This is a genomic window from Baumannia cicadellinicola str. Hc (Homalodisca coagulata), from assembly GCF_000013185.1.
Taxonomy (GTDB): Bacteria; Pseudomonadota; Gammaproteobacteria; order Enterobacterales; family Enterobacteriaceae; genus Baumannia; species Baumannia cicadellinicola_E.
This window is the reverse complement of the sequence record NC_007984.1, coordinates 456,158-480,839: the sequence shown is the minus strand read 5'-3', so window position 1 is coordinate 480,839 and position 24,682 is coordinate 456,158. Positions and strand designations below refer to the sequence as shown.

General features: G+C 31.8%; 22 protein-coding genes and 3 tRNA genes. 16 read left to right on the top strand and 9 right to left on the bottom strand.

The window, feature by feature from the left end; translation table 11 throughout:
• Positions 1-143: 143 nt before the first annotated feature.
• The 8 genes from sufA (at position 144) to BCI_RS02275 (ending at position 8,817) form a co-directional block, all read left to right on the top strand.
• Positions 144-503, top strand: coding sequence for a Fe-S cluster assembly scaffold SufA (gene sufA / locus BCI_RS02310; protein ID WP_011520637.1), 360 nt, complete (start codon positions 144-146; stop codon positions 501-503).
• A 32-nt stretch (positions 504-535) separates the two neighbouring features.
• Positions 536-1,993, top strand: a complete 1,458-nt coding sequence (gene sufB / locus BCI_RS02305; RefSeq protein ID WP_049752743.1) for a Fe-S cluster assembly protein SufB — start codon at positions 536-538, stop codon at positions 1,991-1,993.
• Positions 1,994-2,067: 74 nt separating this feature from the next.
• Entirely contained in the window at positions 2,068-2,808 is a 741-nt protein-coding gene (gene sufC / locus BCI_RS02300; protein WP_011520635.1) for a Fe-S cluster assembly ATPase SufC, read from the top strand.
• Entirely contained in the window at positions 2,789-4,087 is a 1,299-nt protein-coding gene (gene sufD / locus BCI_RS02295) for a Fe-S cluster assembly protein SufD (RefSeq protein WP_011520634.1), read from the top strand. Before sufC ends, sufD begins: the two co-directional genes overlap by 20 nt.
• Positions 4,084-5,307 carry a cysteine desulfurase SufS gene (gene sufS, locus BCI_RS02290; protein ID WP_011520633.1) on the top strand — a complete coding sequence of 408 codons (1,224 nt, stop codon included), beginning with the start codon at positions 4,084-4,086 and terminating at the stop codon, positions 5,305-5,307. The genes sufD and sufS overlap by 4 nt, the downstream gene beginning before the upstream one ends.
• A 33-nt stretch (positions 5,308-5,340) precedes the next feature.
• Positions 5,341-5,757 carry a cysteine desulfuration protein SufE gene (gene sufE, locus BCI_RS02285; RefSeq protein WP_041574899.1) on the top strand — a complete coding sequence of 139 codons (417 nt, stop codon included), beginning with the start codon at positions 5,341-5,343 and terminating at the stop codon, positions 5,755-5,757.
• 296 nt (positions 5,758-6,053) lie between these two features.
• Positions 6,054-7,265, top strand: coding sequence for an efflux RND transporter periplasmic adaptor subunit (locus BCI_RS02280; RefSeq protein WP_011520631.1), 1,212 nt, complete (start codon positions 6,054-6,056; stop codon positions 7,263-7,265).
• A gap of 31 nt (positions 7,266-7,296) precedes the next feature.
• Positions 7,297-8,817 carry a DHA2 family efflux MFS transporter permease subunit gene (locus BCI_RS02275; protein ID WP_041574898.1) on the top strand — a complete coding sequence of 507 codons (1,521 nt, stop codon included), beginning with the start codon at positions 7,297-7,299 and terminating at the stop codon, positions 8,815-8,817.
• Between the two features lie 49 nt (positions 8,818-8,866).
• Here BCI_RS02275 and BCI_RS02270 read toward each other — a convergent pair.
• Positions 8,867-8,939 (bottom strand) — tRNA-Lys (locus BCI_RS02270).
• 38 nt (positions 8,940-8,977) lie between these two features.
• A tRNA-Val gene (locus BCI_RS02265) sits at positions 8,978-9,050 on the bottom strand.
• Between the two features lie 110 nt (positions 9,051-9,160).
• Here BCI_RS02265 and gltX point away from each other — a divergent pair.
• Together gltX and BCI_RS02255 are read left to right on the top strand one after the other, a co-directional pair.
• Positions 9,161-10,561, top strand: a complete 1,401-nt coding sequence (gene gltX / locus BCI_RS02260) for a glutamate--tRNA ligase (protein WP_011520629.1) — start codon at positions 9,161-9,163, stop codon at positions 10,559-10,561.
• 20 nt (positions 10,562-10,581) lie between these two features.
• Positions 10,582-10,657 (top strand) — tRNA-Ala (locus BCI_RS02255).
• Positions 10,658-10,661: 4 nt separating this feature from the next.
• Here the strand turns inward: BCI_RS02255 and BCI_RS02250 are convergent.
• Positions 10,662-11,636 carry a rhodanese-related sulfurtransferase gene (locus tag BCI_RS02250; protein ID WP_011520628.1) on the bottom strand — a complete coding sequence of 325 codons (975 nt, stop codon included), beginning with the start codon at positions 11,634-11,636 and terminating at the stop codon, positions 10,662-10,664.
• Between the two features lie 121 nt (positions 11,637-11,757).
• Between BCI_RS02250 and pabB the strand changes: the two genes are divergently transcribed.
• Positions 11,758-13,116: an aminodeoxychorismate synthase component I gene (gene pabB, locus BCI_RS02245; protein WP_011520627.1), complete on the top strand. Its 1,359-nt coding sequence runs from the start codon at positions 11,758-11,760 to the stop codon at positions 13,114-13,116.
• Positions 13,117-13,280: 164 nt separating this feature from the next.
• Here pabB and BCI_RS02240 read toward each other — a convergent pair whose 3' ends face one another.
• Entirely contained in the window at positions 13,281-14,615 is a 1,335-nt protein-coding gene (locus BCI_RS02240; RefSeq protein ID WP_011520626.1) for a TerC family protein, read from the bottom strand.
• Positions 14,616-15,113: 498 nt separating this feature from the next.
• Here BCI_RS02240 and manX point away from each other — a divergent pair, with 498 nt between their 5' ends.
• The 5 genes from manX (at position 15,114) to tsaB (ending at position 19,580) form a co-directional block, all read left to right on the top strand.
• The gene (gene manX, locus BCI_RS03335) at positions 15,114-16,082 is read left to right on the top strand and encodes a PTS mannose transporter subunit IIAB (RefSeq protein WP_011520625.1); all 969 of its coding nucleotides are present in this window, start codon (positions 15,114-15,116) and stop codon (positions 16,080-16,082) included.
• Between the two features lie 36 nt (positions 16,083-16,118).
• A complete protein-coding gene (locus tag BCI_RS03330) occupies positions 16,119-16,919 on the top strand; it encodes a PTS mannose/fructose/sorbose transporter subunit IIC (RefSeq protein WP_011520624.1) in 801 nt (266 codons plus the stop codon).
• A gap of 21 nt (positions 16,920-16,940) precedes the next feature.
• On the top strand, positions 16,941-17,780 hold the full coding sequence (locus BCI_RS02225) for a PTS mannose transporter subunit IID (protein WP_011520623.1): 840 nt from the start codon (positions 16,941-16,943) through the stop codon (positions 17,778-17,780).
• Between the two features lie 120 nt (positions 17,781-17,900).
• Complete coding sequence (locus BCI_RS02220) at positions 17,901-18,815, top strand: L,D-transpeptidase family protein (RefSeq protein WP_260085880.1); 915 nt, start codon at positions 17,901-17,903, stop codon at positions 18,813-18,815.
• A 66-nt stretch (positions 18,816-18,881) separates the two neighbouring features.
• Complete coding sequence (gene tsaB, locus BCI_RS02215) at positions 18,882-19,580, top strand: tRNA (adenosine(37)-N6)-threonylcarbamoyltransferase complex dimerization subunit type 1 TsaB (RefSeq protein ID WP_011520621.1); 699 nt, start codon at positions 18,882-18,884, stop codon at positions 19,578-19,580.
• A 20-nt stretch (positions 19,581-19,600) separates the two neighbouring features.
• On the opposite strand, the gene minE is transcribed toward tsaB, so the two are convergent.
• The 5 genes from minE to sppA all read right to left on the bottom strand — a co-directional run bounded on the left by minE (position 19,601) and on the right by sppA (position 24,613).
• Positions 19,601-19,882 (bottom strand): cell division topological specificity factor MinE, encoded by a 282-nt coding sequence (gene minE / locus BCI_RS02210; protein ID WP_011520620.1) that lies wholly within the window; start codon positions 19,880-19,882, stop codon positions 19,601-19,603.
• Positions 19,883-19,885: 3 nt separating this feature from the next.
• Complete coding sequence (minD, locus tag BCI_RS02205; RefSeq protein ID WP_011520619.1) at positions 19,886-20,698, bottom strand: septum site-determining protein MinD; 813 nt, start codon at positions 20,696-20,698, stop codon at positions 19,886-19,888.
• Between the two features lie 16 nt (positions 20,699-20,714).
• The gene (minC, locus tag BCI_RS02200; RefSeq protein WP_011520618.1) at positions 20,715-21,410 is read right to left on the bottom strand and encodes a septum site-determining protein MinC; all 696 of its coding nucleotides are present in this window, start codon (positions 21,408-21,410) and stop codon (positions 20,715-20,717) included.
• Positions 21,411-21,652: 242 nt separating this feature from the next.
• The gene (gene gap / locus BCI_RS02195) at positions 21,653-22,651 is read right to left on the bottom strand and encodes a type I glyceraldehyde-3-phosphate dehydrogenase (RefSeq protein WP_041574950.1); all 999 of its coding nucleotides are present in this window, start codon (positions 22,649-22,651) and stop codon (positions 21,653-21,655) included.
• A gap of 117 nt (positions 22,652-22,768) precedes the next feature.
• Positions 22,769-24,613 (bottom strand): signal peptide peptidase SppA, encoded by a 1,845-nt coding sequence (sppA, locus tag BCI_RS02190; RefSeq protein ID WP_041574897.1) that lies wholly within the window; start codon positions 24,611-24,613, stop codon positions 22,769-22,771.
• Positions 24,614-24,682 lie beyond the last annotated feature (69 nt).

The following is a 24,682-nucleotide window of genomic DNA, read 5'->3' as shown; positions in this document are numbered from 1 at the left end:
TTTATGAATCAAGCTTAATTTATAATTAAGTGTGTAAATAGTTAATAAAACTATCTAATCTAGATTAGATTAGTAAAAAAATATTTTACTATTGATTGTTTTAATTTTATAAAAGTAACAGATTATATAGTGTAAAATCTTATATGATAACTAAATTAAATTTACAAGATAAAATATGGTATGGTCTTACTATGACTGATGCTGCAGCTCGACAAATTAAAAAACTAGTAACATCTGATCCTCGTATGTTTGGTTTACGATTAAGTATTAATCATTCTGGATGTGCTGGATTTAGTTATATTCTAGATCTAATAACAGAACCTAATAAAAGTGATTTAGTGTATGAACATCTAGGAGCAAAGCTTTTTGTACCCTTGCAGGTGATGCCCTTAATTGACGGTACAAGAATCGACTATATAAAGATCGGTTTAAACTATGAATTTAAATTTTACAATCCCAAAGCTCAACATGCCTGTGGTTGCGGTGAAAGTTTTAGCATTTGATTAAGTGATACATGATGATGGTATGTCATAATATGAAAAATCTTAAGGTAATCGATACTAGCAAAGAACTGGACAATAAAAAAAAATATAGAGAAGGATTTATTACTCAGTTAGCTACTGAGCAGTTAGAATATGGTATTAGCGAAGAAGTAGTACGTGCTATATCAGCTAAGCGTAGTGAACCAGATTGGATGCTAACATTTCGTCTAAATGCTTATCAAGCTTGGCTAAAAATGAAGGAACCACATTGGTTAAAAGCCTATTATAAACAACTTAATTATAATGATTATAGTTACTATTCTGCACCTGAATGTAGTAATAATGCTAAGATTAGTGGAATTAAACAGCAGCAATACCTAACTTCAGAAGTAGAAGAAACATTTAATAAATTAGGGATCCCAGTACGTGAAGGTAGTGAAGTAGCAATCGACGCTATTTTTGATTCGGTATCAGTATCTACTACATATAGTAATCAGTTAGCAGAACAAGGGATTATTTTTTGTTCTTTTAGCGCTGCAATTCAGCAATATCCTGAACTAATACGTAAATATTTAGGTAGTGTCGTGCCTGTTAACGATAACTTTTTTGCAGCACTTAACTCTGCAGTAGCTTCAGATGGTACTTTTGTTTATATACCACCAGGAGTACGTTGTCCTATGGAACTGTCTACCTATTTTAGAATTAATGCTGCTCAAACTGGACAGTTTGAGCGTACAATAATTATAGCCGAAAAAAGCAGTTATGTTAGCTATATAGAAGGATGTTCAGCACCAGCTAGAAAAAATTATCAGTTACATGCTGCAGTGGTAGAAGTAATTATATATCAAGATGCGGAAATTAAGTATTCTACCATACAAAACTGGTTTGCTGGTGGAGAAAATAAAGGCGGTATTTTTAATTTTGTAACTAAGCGAGCATTATGTATTGGTAATAATTCGAAAATGTCTTGGACTCAAGCTGAAACTGGTTCAGCTATTACATGGAAATATCCTAGTGTTATTTTACGTGGAGATAATTCCATTGGGGAATTTTTCTCGGTAGCACTAACTAATAGCTGTCAGCAAGCTGATACTGGTACTAAAATGATTCATATAGGAAAAAATACTAAATCTACTATTATTTCTAAAGGAATTTCTGCCGGTAATAGTGAGAATACTTACCGTGGCTTAGTAAATATTATGTCTACTGCTAGTAACGCCCGGAATTTTACTCAGTGCGATTCTATGTTAATTGGTAATCAATGTGGTGCCCATACATTTCCATCTATTGAAGTTGGCAATAATACGGCTAAATTAGAACATGAAGCAACTACTTCACGTATTGGTCAAGATCAACTATTTTACTGCTATCAAAGAGGTATTAGCGAAGATAATGCTATAACTATGATAGTGAATGGTTTTTGCAAGGAAATTTTTTCTAAATTACCTTTAGAGTTTGCTGTAGAAGCACAAAGATTATTAGCTATTAGCCTTGAACATAGTGTGGGTTAATATTCATTAGATACATCTTTGTAGGTATAAATGTATAAACAATACCATATGGTACTACAAAGGAATATCAATACATGCTCTCGATTCAAAATTTAAATGTAGAAGTCGAAAACAAATTAATTATCAATAGACTAAACTTAGAAATTAAACCAGGTGAAATACATGCAATTATGGGTCCTAATGGATCAGGCAAAAGTACTTTATCTACTACTTTAGCAGGTCATAAGGATTATCATGTAACAGCAGGAACAATACGCTTTAAGGAGCATAATTTACTTATGCTTAATCCTGAAGAACGAGCAGGAGAAGGATTATTTTTAGCTTTTCAATATCCTGTTGAAATTCCTGGTATTAGCAATACTCTATTTTTACAGACAGCTATTAATTCTATTCGTAAATATCGTAAACTGGAGCCACTAGATAGTTGGGATTTAATTGATCTTATCAATCAGAAAATTAATCGGCTAAATATATCAGATAAACTGTTGAAAAGATCAGTAAATGTAGGATTTTCTGGAGGAGAAAAAAAACGTAATGAAATTCTACAAATGGCAGTATTGGAACCGGATCTATGTATTTTAGATGAAATAGATTCAGGACTAGATATTGATGCATTAAAAATAATAGCTAGATGTATTACATTATTACGTAATGCTAATCGATCATTCATAGTTATAACTCATTACCAACGTATTCTAGATGATATACAACCAGAATATGTACATGTAATGCATCATGGTAGTATTATTAAATCAGGGAACTTTTCTCTGGCTAAACAGCTTGAGGAGCAAGGCTATGACTGGCTCATTAAATAGTAAAAATAATACTAATTTTTTAACTCAGTGTTATCAGCTATTAGAGAATCATATTCAACATGATATTCATGCTTCTACTCACTGGCAGAAAGTAATGCAACTTGGTTTATCTACCAGCAACAATGAACATTGGAAAAAAAAGCAGCGTGATATTCTATTATCATATGATTTAATCCACTTACCTATTTCTCATGTTTCTTATTCTGAGCATGATAATGTTAGCTTTGCTATTGATGCATGCCGTTTAGTTTTTGTTAATGGTTATTTCGCCCCTAATTTAAGTAATAGTAATATTTACCCATGGCAAGTACAAGTAGAACAAGGCGCAAATCGTCAGCGATTACCCGAACCAATCTGTTCTGAAGTTTTTCTACATTTGACTGAATGTTTAAGTCGTGAGACTACACGTATTCGTTTGCCAACGGGTAAGATAGCACCAAAACCATTGTATCTACTACATATTAGCCAAGCTAGTTCAGATAAAAATATGCTTAACATGCTACACTATCGCCATCATATTGAGATAGAACCTCATGCTATGGGACAAGTTATTGAGCATTTTGTTAATCTTACTACGACTGATCTTGCACATTTTAGTGGAGCACGTATCACAATGGATGTACGTAATAATGCGCATTTAAGTCACATTAAACTAGCAGGTGAAAAGAACAATAGTTATCATTTTGCTCATAATGATATTACTATTGGTTTAAATGCAGTTGTACGTGATTATTCTTTTATTTTTAGCCCAGGTATGACACAGCACCAAACTAGTATGCAACTTAATGGTGAAGGTTCTGATGTATTAGTTAAAAGCTTATTATTACTTACTCATCAAGATATCAGCGATATTTGTACTTATTTAGAACATAATAAAGGTTACTGTTGTAGTCATCAACTACATAAGTTAATTGCTTTAGATCAAGGTCAAGGTATGTTTAACGGTTTAATAAAAGTCAACCAGGAAGCATTAAAAACTAATGGTAAGATGATAAATAATAATTTACTATTAGGTAAATTAGCAAATATACATAGTAAGCCACAGCTAGAAATATATACTGATGACGTTAAATGTAGCCATGGTACTACAGTAAGTAGTTTTGATCATAATCAGATGTTTTACTTACGTTCGCGCGGAATTAATAAGAACGATGCACAACATACCATGATATCAGCTTTTGCCGCAGATATAATCGATACTATTGGCAATGAATTTTTACAAAAACTCATCTATACAGCTATCATAGATACTTTACAACAAAATATAGTAGCTTTATGAACTATCCTATTGATAAAATCAGGGCAGATTTTCCTATACTAGCAAGAAAGATTAATGGTCAACCATTGACTTATCTAGATAGTGCAACAAGCTCCCAAAAACCAAATGCCGTTATTAACGGTGAAAGTTCTTTCTACCGTCAAGAATATGCGGCAGTACACCGTGGGGTTCACACACTAAGTAGTATGGCAACTATGCGGATGGAAAAAATTCGCGCTCAAGTAGCTCAGTTTATCCATGCTGCTTCAGAGAAAGAGATAGTTTTTGTAAAAGGAGCAACAGAAGGTATTAATTTAGTTGCTAATAGTTGGGGACGATATCAACTACAAAAGCATGATAATATCGTTATTACTGAGATGGAACATCATTCTAATATTGTACCTTGGCAGATACTAGCAAAAGAAAAACAACTAACGTTGCGTTTTATACCTCTACAACCAGATGGTACATTAAATCTTGATTTAATACCATTATTAATTGATGAGCGTACTAAAATAGTAGCTTTAACCCAAATTTCTAATGTTTTAGGTACTATTAATCCTATTTCATATATTATTACACAAATACGTGCGATATGTAATGCCGTTATTCTTATAGATGGTGCACAAGGTATAATGCATCAACAAGTAGATGTTMAAGCTATTGACTGTGATTTTTATGTTTTTTCTAGCCATAAAATTTATGGTCCGTCTGGTATTGGTATTTTATACGGAAAAAAAAAACTACTAGACTCTATGCCTCCTTGGGAGGGAGGAGGATCTATGATACATACTGTTAGTCTAACAGAAGGTACAACTTTTAATGAATCTCCATGGCGTTTTGAAGCTGGCTCACCTAATACTGCTGGTATCATAGGTTTAGGAGCAGCACTTAATTATGTTCAGCAGGTAGGAATTGATAAAATTAAAATATGGGAAACTGACCTAACGTGCTATGCAAGTGCTGCACTACAAGCAGTTCCTAGCTTAATTATTTATGGTGTTAATCAGCGTACAGGTATCATAGCTTTTAATTTAGGTAACAATCATGCTTACGATGTTGGTAGCTTCCTTGATCAGTATGGAGTAGCTATCCGTACTGGCCATCACTGTGCAATGCCATTAATGAATTATTTTAGAGTACCTAGTATGTGCCGTATTTCATTGGCTATGTATTCTATGATAGATGATATTGATCGATTAGTTAGTGCTTTAATACGCATACAACATCTTCTACGTTAGCTTATTAGTTAGCATATGAGTAAATATAAATTTATGAGTGATTTACCTAATAGAGAAAAATGGTTACGTAATTTTTCTCGTTGTCGTAATTGGGAAGAAAAGTATTTATATATAATCGAATTAGGTAAAAGATTACCATTACTCCCATTAGGAACGCGTACAACTAACTATCTGATATCGGGATGTCAAAGTAAGGTATGGATTGTTATGCATACTAATGATAATGGTGATGTTAAGTTTTATGGCGATAGTGATGCTGCTATTGTTAAAGGACTAATAGCAATAATATTTATTTTATACCAAGGACTAACATTAAATGAAATTATTAAGTTAGATATTAATCTATTTTTTCATGAGATATCGCTTATTAAACATTTAACTCCATATCGCTCACAAGGACTAGAAGCTATAGTTAAAAACATACGGACTCAAGCAATATCTTTATTGTAAATAATATTTATATTTGTTTTTTCATAAAAGCTAAAAATATCAGTTGCTTATTAAAAAATAGTGAATTGAATTAATTTTCATGAAAAAACCACCTTGAGTTTAACTAGATATGGTATATTTTATATCTATAAATATAGTTTTAAACATAAAACTATGCTCGAAAACGAACAGATATAGTTATATATTATGTTTTTTAACATAGATTAAATAATAAGCGTTTTAAAAAGACGTAACAAATAACTAATATTGGGAACTAATAATAAACTATAATGTATATAATATAGAGAAATAAATTTATGGTTAATACGTATTTAAATGTACCAGATTCTAATCAAGACCCTAAATCTAATCAGATATCTAGGATAACAGAGGATGTAAAACAAAAATACTTAAAAATAATATTAGCCATAACTATAATTACATTATTCTTATTATTTATTACTTTAAGTATATTTTATTGGTTAAACAATAGTTTTTATGAAAGTACCAATAACGCCTATGTAACTGGAAATTTAGTGCAAATTACTCCGCAATTAGTTGGCACAGTAACTATGATTGCAGCTGATGAAGGTGATTTTGTAAAAAAAGGACAACTCTTAGTTCAATTAGATCCTAGCATGACCAGAGTAGTACAGGAAAGTGCTGAAGCTCATTTAGCTAAAATAGTACGCAATGTATGTAGTATGCATAGTCAAATTGATGTTGGTAAACAAAAAGTATCTATGTTTCAGTCTAAGCGGAAAAAAGCTCGTAATAATTATCAACATAATACTCATATATTCAAACATGGTAAAATTGCACTAAAAAAGAATGGCAAATTAAATTCAGCTAATAATGTACTTGTATCAGCACCGCAACAATTAGATAGGACAATATTACGCTCCGATAATATAATTAAGATTATCAAACATCCAGATGTTAAAAATGCAGCTGCCTATCTTCGTAGAGCCTATCTCAAGAATCAAAGTAGTACTATAGTTGCACCTGTTAGTGGATATGTAGCTAAACGTTCAGTACAAATAGGTAGTTACGTTATCCCCGGTACTACACTTATGGTAGTAGTTCCATTAGATCATGTCTGGATAGAAGCAAATTTGAAAGAAACACAATTATTATCTATTCGCATTGGACAACCCGTAGAAATCAGAACTGATTTATATGGTAAAAACATAGTATTTCATGGTAAAGTAGAGAGTCTAGGAATAGGTACTGGTAGTGCATTTTCCCTATTACCAGCTCAAAATGCTAGTGGAAACTGGATTAAAATTGTACAGCGTTTGCCTGTACGTATTAGTTTAGACCCAGACAATTTAGATTGCTATCCACTACGTATAGGTTTATCTACTCAAGTAAAAATAGATATCCATAATACTAATGGGCCGGTATTAATGCCACATTCTGTAAACAAAATTTATTCTGCTACAGAAATATATAATAGCAAATTATATGAAGCTGATATGTTAGTTACACGCATTATTCATGAGAACTGCACACACTTTTGGGACTAAGACTAAAGATAGTCAACATTTGTTTTAAAATATTATGAGTAATCAAAGCTTTCACCCACCAAGCTTAGTATGGACAACAATAGGTCTATCTTTAACTACTTTTATGCAACTTCTAGATACAACTATTGCTAATGTTACATTACCTAATATTTCTAGTAGTTTAGGTGCCTGTTCAGAACAGGGTACCTGGGTAATAACCTCATTTACAGCATCTAATGCAATAGCATTACCAATGACAGGCTGGATGGTAAGGCGTTTTGGCCATACGAGAATATTCTTAATATCGTTATTACTATTCATCATAACTTCTTTTTTATGTGGCATAGCACAAAAGCTATCTGAATTAGTAATTTACCGCACTCTACAGGGTTTCTTTGCTGGCCCGCTTTACCCTATTTCTCAAGCACTACTATTTACTATTTATCCTACAGTTAAACGGGGAATGGCTTTATCATTACTAGCCATGGTTACAGTTGTAGCTCCTATAGTAGGACCTTTAGTAGGAGGCTGGATTACTGATAATTATTCCTGGTCTTGGATTTTTTTTATTAATATACCAACTGGTATATTAGCAATTATTATTGTATCAGTGCAGTTAAAAGATTTATCTAATCACACTGAATATCAGCCTATTGATTATATAGGTATATTACTATTAATAGCAGGTGTTTCCCTATTGCAAATAGTATTAGATAACGGTAATGACCTTGACTGGTTTGAATCAAATTTCATTACTATTAGTACATGTATTGCAATTATGTCGCTGATAGCATTAGTATCTTGGGAACTAACCTATCAATATCCCATAATTAATTTTCGGCTTCTTAAGAACCAGAATTTTTTTGTAGGTACACTAACATTGATATTGGGTTATTCAGGGTTTTTTAGTATTAACTTGATATTACCACAATGGTTACATAATCAGCTAGGTTATACTTCTCTTTGGTGTGGTTTGGCATCTGCACCTATTGGTATTTTTCCTATTTTTTTATCACCGCTCGTTGGACGCTATGGAGATAAATTAGATCTTAGGTTATTAGCATGTTGTTCATTTTTCATTATTGGTTTTTCTTGTTATATGAGATCTAATTTTACAATGAATATTGATTACAATCATATTGCTATGATTCAATGTTTTATGGGTATTGGAGTAGCACTATTTTTTATGCCTACTACTAATATTTTATTGTCGAACTTATTGCTAAAAGATATAGCTGATGGTTCTAGTTTAGCTACTTTTTTACGCGTATTAGGAAGTAGTTTAGTTGCTTCACTTACTAAGTGGTTTTGGCAACGTCAACATATTATACACTATGCTCAATTGATAGAACATATTTCTCCATGTAGTCCTACAACACAGTTTTATATAGAAAAAATCAGGGGTAACAAACAGACTATCATTCTACATTTAGAAAATATTATTGAAGAACAATCAACAATGCTCTCTACTATAGATTATTTTACCCTGGTTGGTAGATTATTTTTTCTACTGATTTTACTCATTTTATTCGCCAAACCACCATTTATTTACAATCAAACAAATAAAAAATAAATTTAAAATAGCAAGTTACTCATAGCATTATTATTAGTAGTATAAGTAGTAGGTCGTGCAGGATTCGAACCTGCGACCAATTGATTAAAAGTCAACTGCTCTACCAACTGAGCTAACGACCTATTTTATGTGTTATAATGACCTATATTATTTCATGATATAGGTGATGACGGGATCGAACCGCCGACCCCCTCCTTGTAAGGGAGGTGCTCTCCCAGCTGAGCTAATCACCTGTATATAAATTGGCATTATAAGAAACTACTCAGATGAGTCAATAAATTTTATTATAAATAAATATGAAGTATAAAATATTAATCAATAGTATAAGAAAGGTTCTAAGTTAATGAACATTAAAACACGTTTCGCACCTAGTCCAACCGGTGATTTGCATGTTGGTAGTGTACGTACTGCATTATATTCTTGGCTTTTTGCCCGTAAAAATGGTGGTGAATTTATCTTACGTATAGAAGATACTGACATAGAACGTTCAACACAGCAAGCAATTAATGCGATTATTGATAGCATGAAATGGCTAAAAATAGATTGGGATCAAGGTCCTTACTTTCAGACACAAAACTTAGATCGTTATAAAGAGGTAATTAATCAATTACTAAAAAATGGTTCTGCATATAAATGTTATTGTTCAAAAAAAAGATTAGAAGAACTACGTAATCACCAAATCATCAATGGTAAAAAACCACGTTATGATGGATATTGTCGTAATTTTGATCAAACAAAGATTAAAAATCAACCTTGTGTAGTAAGATTTCGTAATCCACAACAAGGTTATGTAATATTTAACGATCTTATTAGGGGTAAAATTAAATATAATAATCAAGAACTTGATGATCTTATCATCTGCCGTACTGAGGGGATACCTACTTATAATTTTTGTGTAATAATCGATGATTTAGATATGAAAATTACCCACGTTATTCGTGGAGAAGATCACCTAAATAATACACCACGTCAAATAAATATTCTTAAAGCTATCGGCGCAAGAGTACCAGAATATGCTCACTTATCTATGATTATTGGTCATGACGGTAAAAAACTTTCTAAACGGCACAGTGCAGTAGGTGTAATGCAGTATCGTGATCAAGGTTTTCTGCCAGAAGCATTATTAAACTATTTATTACGTCTTGGTTGGTCTTACGGCAATCAAGAGATATTTTCATTAGACGAAATGAAGAAACTATTTAGTCTTAACACAGTGAAGAAATCAGCTAGTTTGTTTGATCAACAAAAATTACTATGGTATAATCATTTTTATATAAAAACATTATCAACAGACTATATAGCACAACATTTATTGTTTCATCTAAAACAGATGGGCATTAACCCATATATGGGTCCGGCTCTTGCTGATATAGTGACTTTATTTCGTACACGTTGTAAGACAATCAAAGATATGGCAAGTAGTTGCCTTTATTTTTATAAAGATTTTGAGCAATTTGATCATCAAGCAGCAATAGTCTATTTAAAACCAGTAGCAACAAAAAAATTACAAACAGTACAAGCTAAATTAACAAATCAAACTAATTGGACACTAGAATCTATACAGGATATACTTCAACAAACCGCTCATGAATTAAAAGTTAGTATGGAAGCTATTAGTATGCCATTACGTGTAGCAGTGACTGGTACTAGTCAATCTCCTGCGATCGATCGCATAATTCATGTAATAGGTAAATCACGCTCTCTTAAACGTATTGATATGGCACTCAAATATATTAATATTTAATAAAAAATGAACTATAAAAAGGGGCTATAGCTCAGCTGGTAGAGTGCTTGCATGGCATGCAAGAGGTCAGCGGTTCAATTCCGCTTAGCTCCACCATTAATTATTTAATAAAATTATTTTTCAATCTAGTAATTCTGGTACGTAATGTCTGTTGACAAGATAAACTACAACAACCATCGTACTTTTTAGTGCATTGTCTACATTGAATAAAAAGATTATGGCAATCTTGATTAAGACAATTCGTATGATCATCACAAGAATTTTTACACTGGTGACAATATGCAATTACATCTGAAGTAATACGTTCGCCTAATCGATCATCAAAAACAAAATTTTTCCCGATAAATTTTAGTGGTAACCCTAACTTTACTGCACGATTGACATAACCTATAATACCACCCTCTACTTGGAATATATGTTGAAAACCATTATGTAACATCCAGGCACTAGCTTTTTCACAACGTATACCACCAGTACAATACATTACTATCTTTCTTTCTTTATTATGTTGTAACATTTTTATAGCTATTGGTAATTTTTCCCGGAAGGTACGAGATGGTATCTCCATTGCATGTTGAAAATGACCAACTTCATATTCGTAATTATTACGCATATCTATAAATAAAATATTAGGGTTCTCTAACAATATGTTGACTTCTTCAGCCTTTAAATAATTATTCGCATTGAAGCAATTAAAATTAGGTTCTTGAATACCATCAGCAACCAGAAGTTTCTTCACTTTCATACGAAGCATCCAAAAAGATTGGCGATTATTATCTAATGCAAAGTTTAGACGTAATTGATCTAATTGTGGGTGACTAGTATATAGCATGGTACGGAAAGCATTAATACGACTGTTTAGTACACTAATTTGTGCATTAATTCCTTCTTTAGCGATATAAATACGGCCAAAAATTTTCAATTCATTCATTTGTAGGTAAAATCTATCTCGAAATAAATTTGGATTTTGAATATCAAAATATTTATAAAAGGAGATAGTAGTTCTAGGTTCAGTTTCAGCTAAAATATTTTGATGTAATTTATTACGACATATTTTATTATGTAAACAGAGCATAATTACTTTTGATTGATGGACAATAATTACTAGTCATCACTACTAACCATCAATTTAGTAATTGACTATAAAATTTATAGCAACTTTATTGTTGCCTCTTTTTAATCTTAAATCATGAATTATGATTGAACCATATCTTACAAATTTACCTTACCAGCCGGATGCAGTCCTAAATATTTTCGCACCTCTGTCTATTCAACCTTGGGCAATATTATTACATTCTAGTAATACTAACCATGTAGATGGTAACTTTGATATATTAGTAGCGAAACCTATAGTTACATTAGTTACTAATAATGGAGTGACTAAAATCTGTAATGGTACAGATTATCTGTTTAGTAAAACAGATCCTTTTATATTAATACAACAAGAACTAGAAAAAATGCAACTTATAGTCCAACCTAATAAATATATTCCCTTTCAAGGCGGAGCTGTAGGATTATTTAGTTATGATCTAGTACGATATTTTGAAACATTACCAAGAATAGCACAACGTGACTTGAATTTACCAGATATGGCAGTAGGTATTTATCGATGGGCTTTAATAGCTGATCATGCGAGAAGTACATTAACACTAGTTAGCTATGAAGAACCATCAAAAATTTTAGCTAGTTTAATGCATTATACTACTTCCTATAATACTACTATATTTCGTCTTCATAGTTCATGGGTATCTAATATGACTCGTGCTAATTATGGCGAAAAATTTCGCAAAATTCAACAGTTTTTGCAAGATGGCGATTGTTATCAAGTTTGCCTTGCTCAGAGGTTTAGTGCTACTTGTAGTGGTGATGAATGGTTAGCTTTTAGGCATTTAGTCGCATATAATAGTGTACCTTTTGCTGCTTTTATTCGTCTTAATCAACAGACGACTGTGCTAAGTTTTTCTCCTGAACGCTTTTTACGGCTAAGAGAGAATATTATTGAATCTCGTCCTATAAAAGGTACTATACCTCGTCTTCTAAATGTAGAAGAGGATAGATTACAGGCTATACGTCTAGCAGCATCAAGTAAAGATATGGCAGAAAATTTAATGATTGTAGACTTATTACGTAATGATATTGGTAAAGTTGCACTACCTGGTAGTGTACAGGTACCTTCACTTTTTGCAATCGAAACCTTTCCGCAAGTATACCATATGGTTAGTACTATTACTGGAACTTTATCTCCGCATTATTCCGCTTGCGATTTAATCCGTGCGTGTTTTCCAGGTGGTTCAGTAGTTGGAGCACCTAAAGTACAAGCCATGAAGATGATCGAACAATTAGAGCCACAATGCCGCAGTGCTTGGTGTGGTAGTATTGGTTATTTAAGTTATTGTGGTACTATGGATACTAATATCACCATTCGTACTTTAATTATTGATCATCATAAGATCTACTGTTCAGTAGGTGGTGGTATTATTGCTGATAGTGACGAAGAAACAGAATATCAGGAAACACTTGCGAAAGCAGCTACACTACTACCTTTGTTAGAATAATTAAAAATTATATAGTTGATAAAATATGTACTAACTTCTTCTTAAGAAGGTTAAAAAAATTTATAATTGCGTCAAAAAATATTTATTTCCTAATAATCCTGCTAAAAATACCATTTTACGACAGTTATTATTTAGTATTGATAGCTTTCCATAAAAATGGAAGATTAAGTATTACCTTTTGCTAACCATCTATCATTACCTACTTGAATATCTAATTTTTCCTTTTTATCTTTATCGCTTAATATATCAGTAATTGCTACTAGTATATCTATTGGTGTAATTATGCCTTGGATAATACCTAGTTGATTAACTACGATGACCATTAAAAGTTGTTCTTTCTTATTATATATTTCTATTAATAAAGTTAGTATATTTAAATTATCTGATACTACAATAGCTTTGTGTGCTGCTTCATCAAATTTAATTTTTTTACCATTAGCAATAGATACTATTAAATCTTGAACACGTACAAGACCAATCAAAGAATCTAGATTACCATCACATAGTGGTAATATGTAGTGTTGTGTATTAATAATTTGAACTGTTAGTTCTTCTAATGATTGCTGATTATTTAACCAGTTTATTTTGTTTCTTGGTGTCATTATATTGCATAAGTTTTTTGAAGCTAAAGATAAAACATTATCTAGTAAATGATATTCTTGTTGAGAAAACGGTGTAGACCAAAGCTGTTTTTCACCAGCTAAATAGCTAAATTGAGCACTTTTGTTAATAAAATGCATAATTGCTTCTATAGTATGTTCACGTAATAGTTTTGCTGACTGATATTTAATGAAGTTACGCCAAGCAATCTGATTTAATAACTCAATAAGAATTGAGAAACTAATAGCAGTATATAAGTATCCTTTCTTGATATGAAAACCTAATCCTTCTGCAATTAAACTCATGCCTATTAGTAATAGAAAGCTTAAAAACAGTAAGACTATAGTATTATGATTATTAATAAATTTGGTTAATAAATTTGCAATTAATAACATTAGAACCATAGCTATCACTATAGCTGTAATTGTAATAGTTAGATTATTAACGATACCTATTGCTGTAATAATAGAATCAAGGGAAAAAACAGCATCAATGATAACGATTTGTATTACAATAGCATAAAAGCTAGCATTTCTATATTTTGAATTACTTTGATGTTCTTTGTATTCTAATCTTTCATAAAGTTCAGAAATAGCTTTAAAAAATAAAAAAAAACCACCAACTAATAATATTAGGTCACTACCAGAAAACGAGAAAGACATAATATGTAAAAATGGTTCTTTTAGCGTAATAATCCATGATATTAAAGAAAGTAATGCTAGACGTATAATTAGTGCCAGTCCTAGTCCAATAAAACGAGCCATATCTCTTTTTTTCGCCGCTAATTTATCTGCGATAATAGCAACAAAAACTAAATTATCTATTCCTAGAATAATTTCTAGCATGACTAATGTCAGGAATCCAACCCAAACTGAGGGATCGACTAGTAATTCTGTCACAGGAAAGGCTCCTTTAGAGACATCGATACGGTGATGATAGTCAAAATAAAGGTTATCAATAGTTATAAAAGATTTAGTATTATGATGATTCGCGCATGATTCAATGCTAACTATTAGTTTAGGAGTAATTTATTGTTATCTACTAGATAATACATCTTTATTTAAATATATATTTCTGCTGGAGAGTTAATCCATAAAAATTCTAACATATAATATTATACAATATAAGTAATATTTTAGTTTCTCATCTCATATGTAATCAATTAAATTAATATATTTTTATTAAATAAAATTTAATAGCTGATGGCTATCACAATTTTCTTGTCGACTCATCAAAATTAGATTTAGTTTGCTTATAATAACACCAATTAATAACCTAGATTAATAAATATGTTAATTAATATATGTGATTCTACTTAATTAAGTATGATAAATTATTCGTATCATATTTAGTAAAACTAAACTAATCAAATATATGCAATATTAAGGAGGTATTGGGTGAGTATTGCTGTAGTAATTATTACTCATGGATCTGCAGCTATGCAATTACTAAAAACTGTTGAAATGATTTTAGGTCCACAAACCAATGTTGCTTGGTTAGATTTCTTCCCTGGAGAAAACACTGAGACATTAATACAAAAATCTACTACTAAATTAAAAGAACTAGATACTACTACTGGAGTATTATTTTTAGTAGATACTTGGGGAGGTAGTCCGTTTAATGCTGCTAGTTCTATTGTTATGAACACATATAAAATAAACTCTGAAGTAATATCTGGGGTGAATATCCCTATGTTAACTGAGATTTTTATGGCTAAGGATGATAATATCATTTTTCAAGAAATAATTAATATTGCAGTTAATGCAGGTCGTTTGGGTGTCAAAGCATTAAAAACTACACAAAAAGCTAAAGTTGAGGTTAGCCCAGATGAACAAAAAGAAGTAACCTCGATAAATATGAAACCAAGTAATACGAGAGATCATATGATTATTGTTTTAGCAAGAATTGATGATCGTCTAATTCATGGACAGGTGGTAACAAGATGGACGAAAGATACTCAAGTTAATCGTATTATTGTTATTAATGATGAAGTAGCGGCAGATACAATGCGTAAAAATCTACTGACACAAGTAGTTCCTCCAGGAGTTACGGCACATGTAGTAGATATAGCTAAAGCTATCCGTGTTTATAATAACCCTAAATACGCAAATGATAGAGTTATGCTATTATTTACTAATCCTACTGATGTATTACGTGTAGTACAAGGTGGAGTATCTCTTCCAACAATTAATATTGGAGGTATGGCATATAGTCATGGTAAAAAACAAATTCACCATGCTATTTCAGTAGATGAGGTAGATATTATAGTATTTAAACAGCTTCATCAGCATGGTATTAAGCTAGAAATACGTCAAGTACCATCAGATTCGCCACTATACATGATGGAATTAATTAATAAACTTTGACTTTGTGATTAGGTATAATATTCAAGGAATTCCGCAATGGAGATCAGTACACTTCAAATTATGCTAATATTTATTATTGGCTGTATTGCTGGTATAGAATCTATTCTAGATGAATTTCAGCTTCACCGCCCACTAATAGTATGTACGCTAGTTGGTATGATTCTAGGTGATATAAAGACTGGTATTATGATTGGTGGTGTGCTAGAAATGATAGCATTAGGCTGGATGAATATTGGTGCTGCTGTTGCACCTGATGCTACTTTAGCTGCTATTATTGCCGCTATTTTAGTTATAGCTGGTCATCAGCATATCAATGCTGGTATTGCACTAGCTATTCCAATTGCTGCTGCCGGTCAAATACTAACAATTATAGTACGTACTATTGCTATCGGGTTTCAACATGCTGCTGACCGTAATGCAGAACGCGGTAATCTTAATGCTATAAATTATATTCATCTTTCTGCTCTAATTTTACACGCAATGCGTATTGCAATACCAGCAGTAATTGTTAGTCTCTCAGTGAATACTGAGACTATGCATACTATACTGAACTCTATTCCAGCAGTAGTAACTAATGGCCTAAATATCGTAGGGGGTATGATTGTAGTAATAGGTTATGCTATGGTAATTAATATGATACGTACTGGTTATTTAATGCCTTTTTTATATTTAGGTTTTATAGCGGCTGCATTTACTAATTTAAATATAGTCGCACTAGGCATTACAGGGTTAATGATAGCTATTCTTTATAGCCAACTTAACTCGAAAAATCATGAGTCAGTTAAAAATAATATATCAGCGCAGAATAAGAGTAATATTGATAATGAATTAGATTAATAATTAATTTAGGTGAAAATAATGATCAATAATACAAGTGAGAAAAAGCTAACACCAGGCGACGTTAGAGCAGTTTTTTTGCGTTCTCATATGATTCAGGCATCGTGGAACTTTGAAAGGATGCAAGCGTTGGGTTTTTGTTTTGCTATGATACCAGTAATTCGTCGCTTGTATCCCGAAAATAATGAAGCACGTAAGCAAGCAATAAAACGACACTTAGAATTTTTTAACACCCATCCATATGTTGCTGCGCCCATACTAGGCGTAACCATGGCTATGGAAGAACAACGTGTTAACGGCGCTCCTATTGATAATTCTGCTATTAATAGCTTAAAAGTAGGTCTAATGGGTCCTTTAGCAGGTGTTGGTGATCCTATATTCTGGGGGACTATGCGGCCTATATTGGCTGCACTCGGGGTTAGTATAGCAGCAAATGGTAGTATATTAGGACCACTATTATTCTTCATCTTATTTAACATAGTTCGTTTAGTTACACGTTACTATGGTGTAACTTATGGTTATCATAAAGGAATAAATATGATAACTGACATGAGTAATGGTTTACTTAAAAGACTTACTGAAGGAGCATCAATAGTAGGTTTATTTGTCATGGGAGCACTTATTAATAAGTGGACTCATATTAATATTCCTATTGTAGTATCAACTACTTTAAGTTTAGATGGTCAGAAAAAATTAACTACCATACAATCTATCCTTGATCAAATCATGCCTGGTATAATACCTTTACTATTGACTTTTGGTTGCATGTGGTTACTACAACGTAATATAAATGTATTATTAATCATTATTAGCTTTTTTTTTCTTGGAATATTTGGTTGCTGGATTGGTTTACTAAGTTAGTTAAATAAAAAATTATTCAGAATAAATAATAGTTATTGATAGCTATTATTTATTCATGTGTTAATAATTAACATTRAATGTAATTAAGTGAAACATAAAAATATTGATATAATAAAACTATTGCGGTTCTACCTTCTGCTAATTATATTTTTTAGTAGTTCCGCTGTYGCTACTATATATCCTCTTCCTAAGGGAAAAAGTAGATTAATAGGGCATAATAAACAAATTACTATACCGGAAAATAATCTATTTCCTCTTGAGTATTTCTCCGCCAAATTTAGTATGGGTATTAGTAATATGCTTGAGGCTAATCCTGATGTAGATGTTTATTTACCGGAATCCAATACAAATTTAATTTTTCCAACACAACTAATTTTACCAGATACAAAACACATAGGTATCATAATTAATATTGCGGAAATGCGTTTATATTACTATCCAAAAGGTACTAATAAAGTTGTTGTATTACCAGTAGGAATCGGAGAATTAGGTCAAGAGACACCATGTTGGGTCACATCAGTCCATCGTAAAAAACATCTTCCTTCTTGGACTCCTAGTAACGCTATAAAAAAAGAATATAAAGCTCGTGGAATAATAATACCGGATGTATTTCCAGCAGGTGCAAATAATCCAATGGGCTTATATGCGCTTTACATTGGTAATAGTTATGCTATTCATGGTACTAATGCAAATTTTGGCATTGGTTTACGTATAAGTCATGGCTGTATTAGATTACGCGATAATGACCTTAAATATCTATTTGATCATGTCCCAGTTGGTGTACGAGTTGAGCTAATTAATGAGCCTGTGAAAGCTTGTATTGAGCCTAATGGTAATAGGTATTTAGAGGTTCATGATCCACTTTCTACAACTGCAGAACAGTTTAACTCCCACAAGCCAGTACCTATTCATATACCAAGTAATATTGCTAATATTATTTTTCATCCTAGTGTCAATAAAGATGTAGTCAATAAGGCTATACAGCGTCGTTCAGGTATGCCAATCAGTATTAGCATGAAAAATAAAGCACATTAAACTATGATATACGTAATGAAATAATGTAATTTTACATCATATGAGTTAATAAACTTAAATTAAGTTATGTCTGTTTGTATTTTAGCTATCGATACAGCTACAGAGGCCTGTTCTGCAGCGTTACTTATTAATAATCATATTAGTAATAAATTTGCTATTACACCTCGTAAACATAATCAATATATACTACCAATGGTAGATAATTTATTAACTGAAGCTGGAATTACATTATCAGACTTAGATGCTCTAGCTTTTAGTTGTGGTCCAGGAAGTTTTACAGGAGTAAGAACTAGTATTGGTATTGCTCAAGGATTAGCATTAGGTGCAAAATTATCTGTAATAAGGATATCAACACTAGCAATACTAGCTCAAAGCACCTGGCGACTGACAGGTGCTTCTAAGGTTCTAGTGGCTATTGATGCACGTATGGGTGAAATTTATTGTGCACAATATTACCGTAATCATGAGGGCATATGGTTAGGTGCAACATCAGAAGCAGTACTTAAACCGGAAAAACTGATTGAAATTATACCAAAACTAACTGGACAATGGGCATGTGCAGGAACGGGATGGATAACCTATTCATCTTTAGCAAAGTTACAATTACAAAATATAAACAACAACCATAAAAATATTGTAGCTCTACCTTCGGCGCAAGATATGCTACCTCTAGCACTGGAACAATGGCGTAAGTGCTACTTGTTTTCTGTAGATCAAATTAAACCAACTTATTTACGTAATCAGGTTGCAAAAAAATTGCGTTAATTAATAGCTACATAAAAAATTTATTCATTATTAAGCCTATTATTATCAAGCATTTCTGGTCGTATAACTTGAACTTCAAGGATAGAAATATCTCCATTCTTCATTTCTAACTGTACAGATAGCATTTCCGGAGTAATTGATGCATACTTACATAGTACTTGAAGTAGATCATATTTAAGCTGAGGTAGATAATCAGGTATTATCTCATTTTGACGTTTTTTTGCAATGATAATTTGCAGCCTTTCTTTAGCTAAATTAGCTGTATTTCGTTTTCGTGAGAAAAGAAAGTTAAATAATGCCATTAGTTACCCACTAAACAGGCGTTTTAGAAATCCCTTATGCTTTTCTTGAACAAAACGTAAAGGAATTTCATCTCCTAGTAAACGATCAACCATATCAGAATAAGCTTTGCCAGCATTAGAATCTTTATCTAGAATTACCGGTTTACCTTGATTAGAACAACGTAAAACTGATTGGTCTTCTGGTATTACTCCTAATAGGGGAATTCTTAAAATATCAACTATATCTTTCATACTAAGCATATCACCACGGCTTACTCGATTAGGATTATAACGTGTTAGTAATAAGTGTTCTTTAATAGGAACCATATTATGTTCTGCACGGCGTGACTTAGAAGATAATATACCTAATATTCTATCTGAATCACGTACTGATGAAACTTCTGGGTTAGTCGTAATAATTGCTTCATCAGCAAAATAAAGTGCCATTAATGCACCATTTTCTATTCCCGCCGGTGAATCACATACCATAAATTCAAAACCCATCTCATTGAGATTATTTAGTACCTTTTCTACACCTGAACGAGTCAGAATATCTTTATCTCTTGTCTGAGAAGCAGGTAAGATATATAAATTTTCTGTATGTTTATCTTTAATTAGTGCTTGATTAATATTAGCTTCACCTTGTATGACATTGACAAAGTCATATACTACTCTACGTTCACATCCCATAATTAAATCTAGATTACGTAAACCAATATCAAAATCAATTACTACTGTTTTGTGGTTTTTGCTTGCTAAACCAGTAGCAAGAGCAGCACTAGATGTAGTTTTTCCCACACCGCCTTTACCTGAAGTAACAACTATAATGCGTGCCATAAAATAATTCCTTTATTTAAAAAATTAAAGGTTGGATAGAAAGTGCATCGCAATGCAGGTAAATACGCCCAGCTTTACCTAACAGCTCTGCTGGAATTTGATCGTCAATCCAATATTGACCAGCAATAGATACTAACTCTGGAAACAGATAACTGCAGAAAATTTGACAATGAGAGTCACCTGATGCACCAGCTAGAGCACGTCCACGCATCATACCATAAATATGAATATTGCCATCTGCAATTAGTTCTGCACCGGCGCTAACATTATTAGTAATCACTAAATCACTATTCTTGGCATAAATTTGTTGCCCAGATCTAATTGGAGTATGTATTAACTTTGTTTTATTATTAATAGATAATGTTGATTTTATTGGTGTTGTTGTATAGCTACTACATTGAAGTGTCTGACCTTCAGTTATTAATGGTAAACCACTAATAATAATATCATTTTTTAATGTAGAATTATTACAACCACTTACTGCTACTACATGTAGACCCGTTGATAATATTGCTTTTAATAAATTTATCCAATTACATTCTGGACTAAGGCTAGCTACATTGAGAATAACAGGTGCATTTTTTAGTAATTGGGGTGCTTGTGTTATTTTATCTTGTATTGCCTGGATAATTACTTCTATTGGTGCATCATAAATATGAATTACTAACAAAGTAAAATTACTGCCTTTAAAATCAATAGGGGCATGTATCATACATCTTAACTCAGATCTTGGTATATAAGATTATTTTTTTAAAAGTAAGATAGATAATATATAATTATGAATAAATCATAATTTAGTTTATATAAACAGAGCAATCAATACTTCAATATTAAAATATATATGCTAGCTGATAAAAATTAGCTAATTTTCTCTAAAAATTAGTAATAATATGATTATATCATATCAATGTTACTTTTAACTAGCAATTAAAAGTAACATTTTACTATACCAAACTATCTCTTAGTAATATACGATATCATGTCTAAAATCTTATGAGAGTAGCCTGTTTCATTATCATACCAAGAAACTAGCTTAAAAAATTTGTCATTAAGTGCTAACCCAGCTCTAGCATCAAAAACTGATGTGAGTATCTCACCATTAAAATCAGTTGAAACTACGTATTCATTCGTATAGCCCATTATACCTTTTAGTTCACCTTCAGAACTTTTCTTGACTATATCACAAATTTCTTCATATGACGTAGATTTTTCTAAACGTGTAGTAAAATCTACAACTGATACATTTGGTGTTGGAACACGAAAAGATATACCCGTTATTTTACCATGTAACTGAGGAATGACTTTACTTACTGCTTTTGCTGCTCCTGTTGAGGAAGGAATAATATTCTGAGTAGCTCCTCTACCACCACGCCAGTCTTTATATGAAGGGCTATCAACTGTTTTTTGAGTTGCGGTCATAGCATGTATAGTTGTCATTAAAGCTTCAATGATGCCAAATTGGTCGTTGATGACTTTAGCTAATGGGGCTAAACAGTTAGTTGTGCATGAAGCGTTGGATATTATATCTTCTCCATTATAAGAATTATGGTTAACACCCATGACAAACATAGGTGTGTGGTCTTGAGATGGTCCGGTAAGAATAACCTTTTGAGCTCCAGCAATAATATGCTTACGTGCAGTTTCTTCTGTAAGGAAGATTCCAGTTGCTTCTGCGACTATATCGACTCCAATACTACCCCAATTTATGTTAATAGGGTCTCTTTCTGAAGTGCAACGAACTATATTACCATTAACAATAAGATAATTATCTTCAACTGCTACTATTCCATCAAACATGCCATGAGTAGAGTCATATTTTAACATATAACCCATATAGTTAGCATCTAAGATATCGTTAATAGCAATAACCTCAATATCATCACGATTTTGTGCCGCACGGAAAATCATACGCCCAATACGACCAAAACCGTTGATACCTATTTTGATAGTCATCATTTCACCAGTGGATTTAAAATCAACTATTTTACTATATTTTTCTCTAACTTCATTCAATAAATAAGTCAATATAAAATATTTATCTAAACTAAGTTTAGTTTATAATGATTTTTATTAGTCTAACTTATTTGGTTCACAAGTCATACACAATGCATAACAATTTTGTTGATCTAAAGGGAATAAACTAATTGTATTATTAATAAAATTTTCCATTTTAATAATAGGAACAGGTAGTATAGATAAGAATACAGCATTAAGTTGTGTAAGTAATGCACTAATTAAATTAACATCATCAATATACCAATTTAATTTATACTGTTTTAAATTCGCTAGTTTAGCTGCTTGACTTACCGCATCATCAAAATCACCTAGTTTATCTACTAGTCCTTTCTTGAGCGCATCACTACCGATCCAGATATGACCCTGAGCAATTTTTTCTATTTCACTTATAGTTTTATTACGAGACTGTGCTACTAAAGAAACAAAGTTATTATAGCCATTCTCTACATTCAATTGCATCATTGTTGATAACTCAGCTGGTAATTTTTTAGTTATCGATGTTCCAGCTATTGGCGATGTAGCAACACCATCAGCATGTATACCAACGTAATCAAGCAAGTTTTCTATTGTATGAACTATACCAAAAATACCAATAGATCCAGTAATAGTACTAGGGCTAGCGATAATTATGTTTCCTGGAGTAGAAATCCAGTAACCACCAGAAGCTGCCATACCACCCATAGAGATTACTATTGGTTTATTAGCATTACGCGTAGTTTCTAACTCTGCACGAATTATTTCGGATGCATTTACACTGCCTCCTGGGCTATTAACTCTTAAAATAAGAGCTTTAACATTGGGATCTAAGCAAGCATTACGTATCTGAAATGCAATTTTATCACAATTAACTAATCCTGGTCTTTCTTGTTCATTAGTAATAGTGCCATCTACAAAAATAACGGCTATTTGTGCACTATGTAGTGTATTTTTTTGCTGTATAGGATAAATTTTATGATAATCATAAATACTAATGCTATTAAATGATTTATTTTGATCATTAAAACCAAAAGCTTTAATCATTATATTATCAATTTGGGACCTTGAAAGAACTTCATCTACCCATTTATTTTTTAATGCATACTGTGCCGTATCACCTTTAACTGCACTAAATTTTTTTAGTATAGTAGATAAATTAGGAAATAACTGTTGTGGTGTTAAATTTCTATTAGTAGCAACTATATTGAGATAGTTTTGCCATAACTGTTTAGTCCAACGACTATCTGCATCTCTGGCTGCTTTAGACATATTATCACGTAAGAAAGGTTCAGCTGCTGATTTATAGGTACCAACACGGAAAACATGGCTATTAATTCTTAATTTATCTAATAAAGATTTATAATATAAATTATTAGTGGCAAAACCATGTAAATCTACTTCTCCCTGTGGTAACAGGTAAATTTTATTAGCATAGCTAGCAAGAAAATATTGTGCTTGACTATAATTATCACCTACAGCATAAATAGGTTTACCGCTATTACGGAATTCATGTAGTGCTTTACCTATATACTGTAAAGAAGGTTGATCCGCCCCGTAAAAATTTTTAAGTAATAGTACTAAACCAGTAATATGGTTATTATTTTTAGCCTGACGTAGTATATTAACTATATCAAATAAAGAATTTTCTGGTATAGTATAATTTGATCCATTGTGTAAATTACGATTAAATAATCGTAACTTTTTCTTTTCTATAGATTGATCTACAATAAATCCTTTGAGATCCATAACTAAAGCACCTTTCTTCATGAAAGAAGGTGTAGTATTAGTTATATGCAAGCAAATATTAACAATCACTACTATTAGTAGTAATATAAATAAATTTGCTATTAATTCACGGAAAAAAATAAGTAAACGCCAACTAAATATCAAAGGGTTAACTATTATTTTCCATAAGGTTATCATGGATAAATACATAAGCGCTCATTTATTAATAAAATTATGATTATATCATATCATGATATAAAGAATATT

What these genes read in the sequence shown, in the direction of transcription:
- BCI_RS03330 (WP_011520624.1), top strand. Translation starts at nt 16,119, where the DNA reads ATGGAGATCAGTACACTTCAAATTATGCTAATATTTATTATTGGCTGT.
- sufC (WP_011520635.1), top strand. Translation starts at nt 2,068, where the DNA reads ATGCTCTCGATTCAAAATTTAAATGTAGAAGTCGAAAACAAATTAATT.
- minC (WP_011520618.1), bottom strand. Translation starts at nt 21,410, where the DNA reads ATGATACATGCCCCTATTGATTTTAAAGGCAGTAATTTTACTTTGTTA.
- sufE (WP_041574899.1), top strand. Translation starts at nt 5,341, where the DNA reads ATGAGTGATTTACCTAATAGAGAAAAATGGTTACGTAATTTTTCTCGT.
- sufA (WP_011520637.1), top strand. Translation starts at nt 144, where the DNA reads ATGATAACTAAATTAAATTTACAAGATAAAATATGGTATGGTCTTACT.
- gap (WP_041574950.1), bottom strand. Translation starts at nt 22,651, where the DNA reads ATGACTATCAAAATAGGTATCAACGGTTTTGGTCGTATTGGGCGTATG.
- gltX (WP_011520629.1), top strand. Translation starts at nt 9,161, where the DNA reads ATGAACATTAAAACACGTTTCGCACCTAGTCCAACCGGTGATTTGCAT.
- sufB (WP_049752743.1), top strand. Translation starts at nt 536, where the DNA reads ATGAAAAATCTTAAGGTAATCGATACTAGCAAAGAACTGGACAATAAA.
- minE (WP_011520620.1), bottom strand. Translation starts at nt 19,882, where the DNA reads ATGGCATTATTTAACTTTCTTTTCTCACGAAAACGAAATACAGCTAAT.
- tsaB (WP_011520621.1), top strand. Translation starts at nt 18,882, where the DNA reads ATGTCTGTTTGTATTTTAGCTATCGATACAGCTACAGAGGCCTGTTCT.
- sufD (WP_011520634.1), top strand. Translation starts at nt 2,789, where the DNA reads ATGACTGGCTCATTAAATAGTAAAAATAATACTAATTTTTTAACTCAG.
- BCI_RS02225 (WP_011520623.1), top strand. Translation starts at nt 16,941, where the DNA reads ATGATCAATAATACAAGTGAGAAAAAGCTAACACCAGGCGACGTTAGA.
- pabB (WP_011520627.1), top strand. Translation starts at nt 11,758, where the DNA reads ATGATTGAACCATATCTTACAAATTTACCTTACCAGCCGGATGCAGTC.
- BCI_RS02250 (WP_011520628.1), bottom strand. Translation starts at nt 11,636, where the DNA reads ATGCTCTGTTTACATAATAAAATATGTCGTAATAAATTACATCAAAAT.
- sppA (WP_041574897.1), bottom strand. Translation starts at nt 24,613, where the DNA reads ATGATAACCTTATGGAAAATAATAGTTAACCCTTTGATATTTAGTTGG.
- minD (WP_011520619.1), bottom strand. Translation starts at nt 20,698, where the DNA reads ATGGCACGCATTATAGTTGTTACTTCAGGTAAAGGCGGTGTGGGAAAA.
- BCI_RS02280 (WP_011520631.1), top strand. Translation starts at nt 6,054, where the DNA reads ATGGTTAATACGTATTTAAATGTACCAGATTCTAATCAAGACCCTAAA.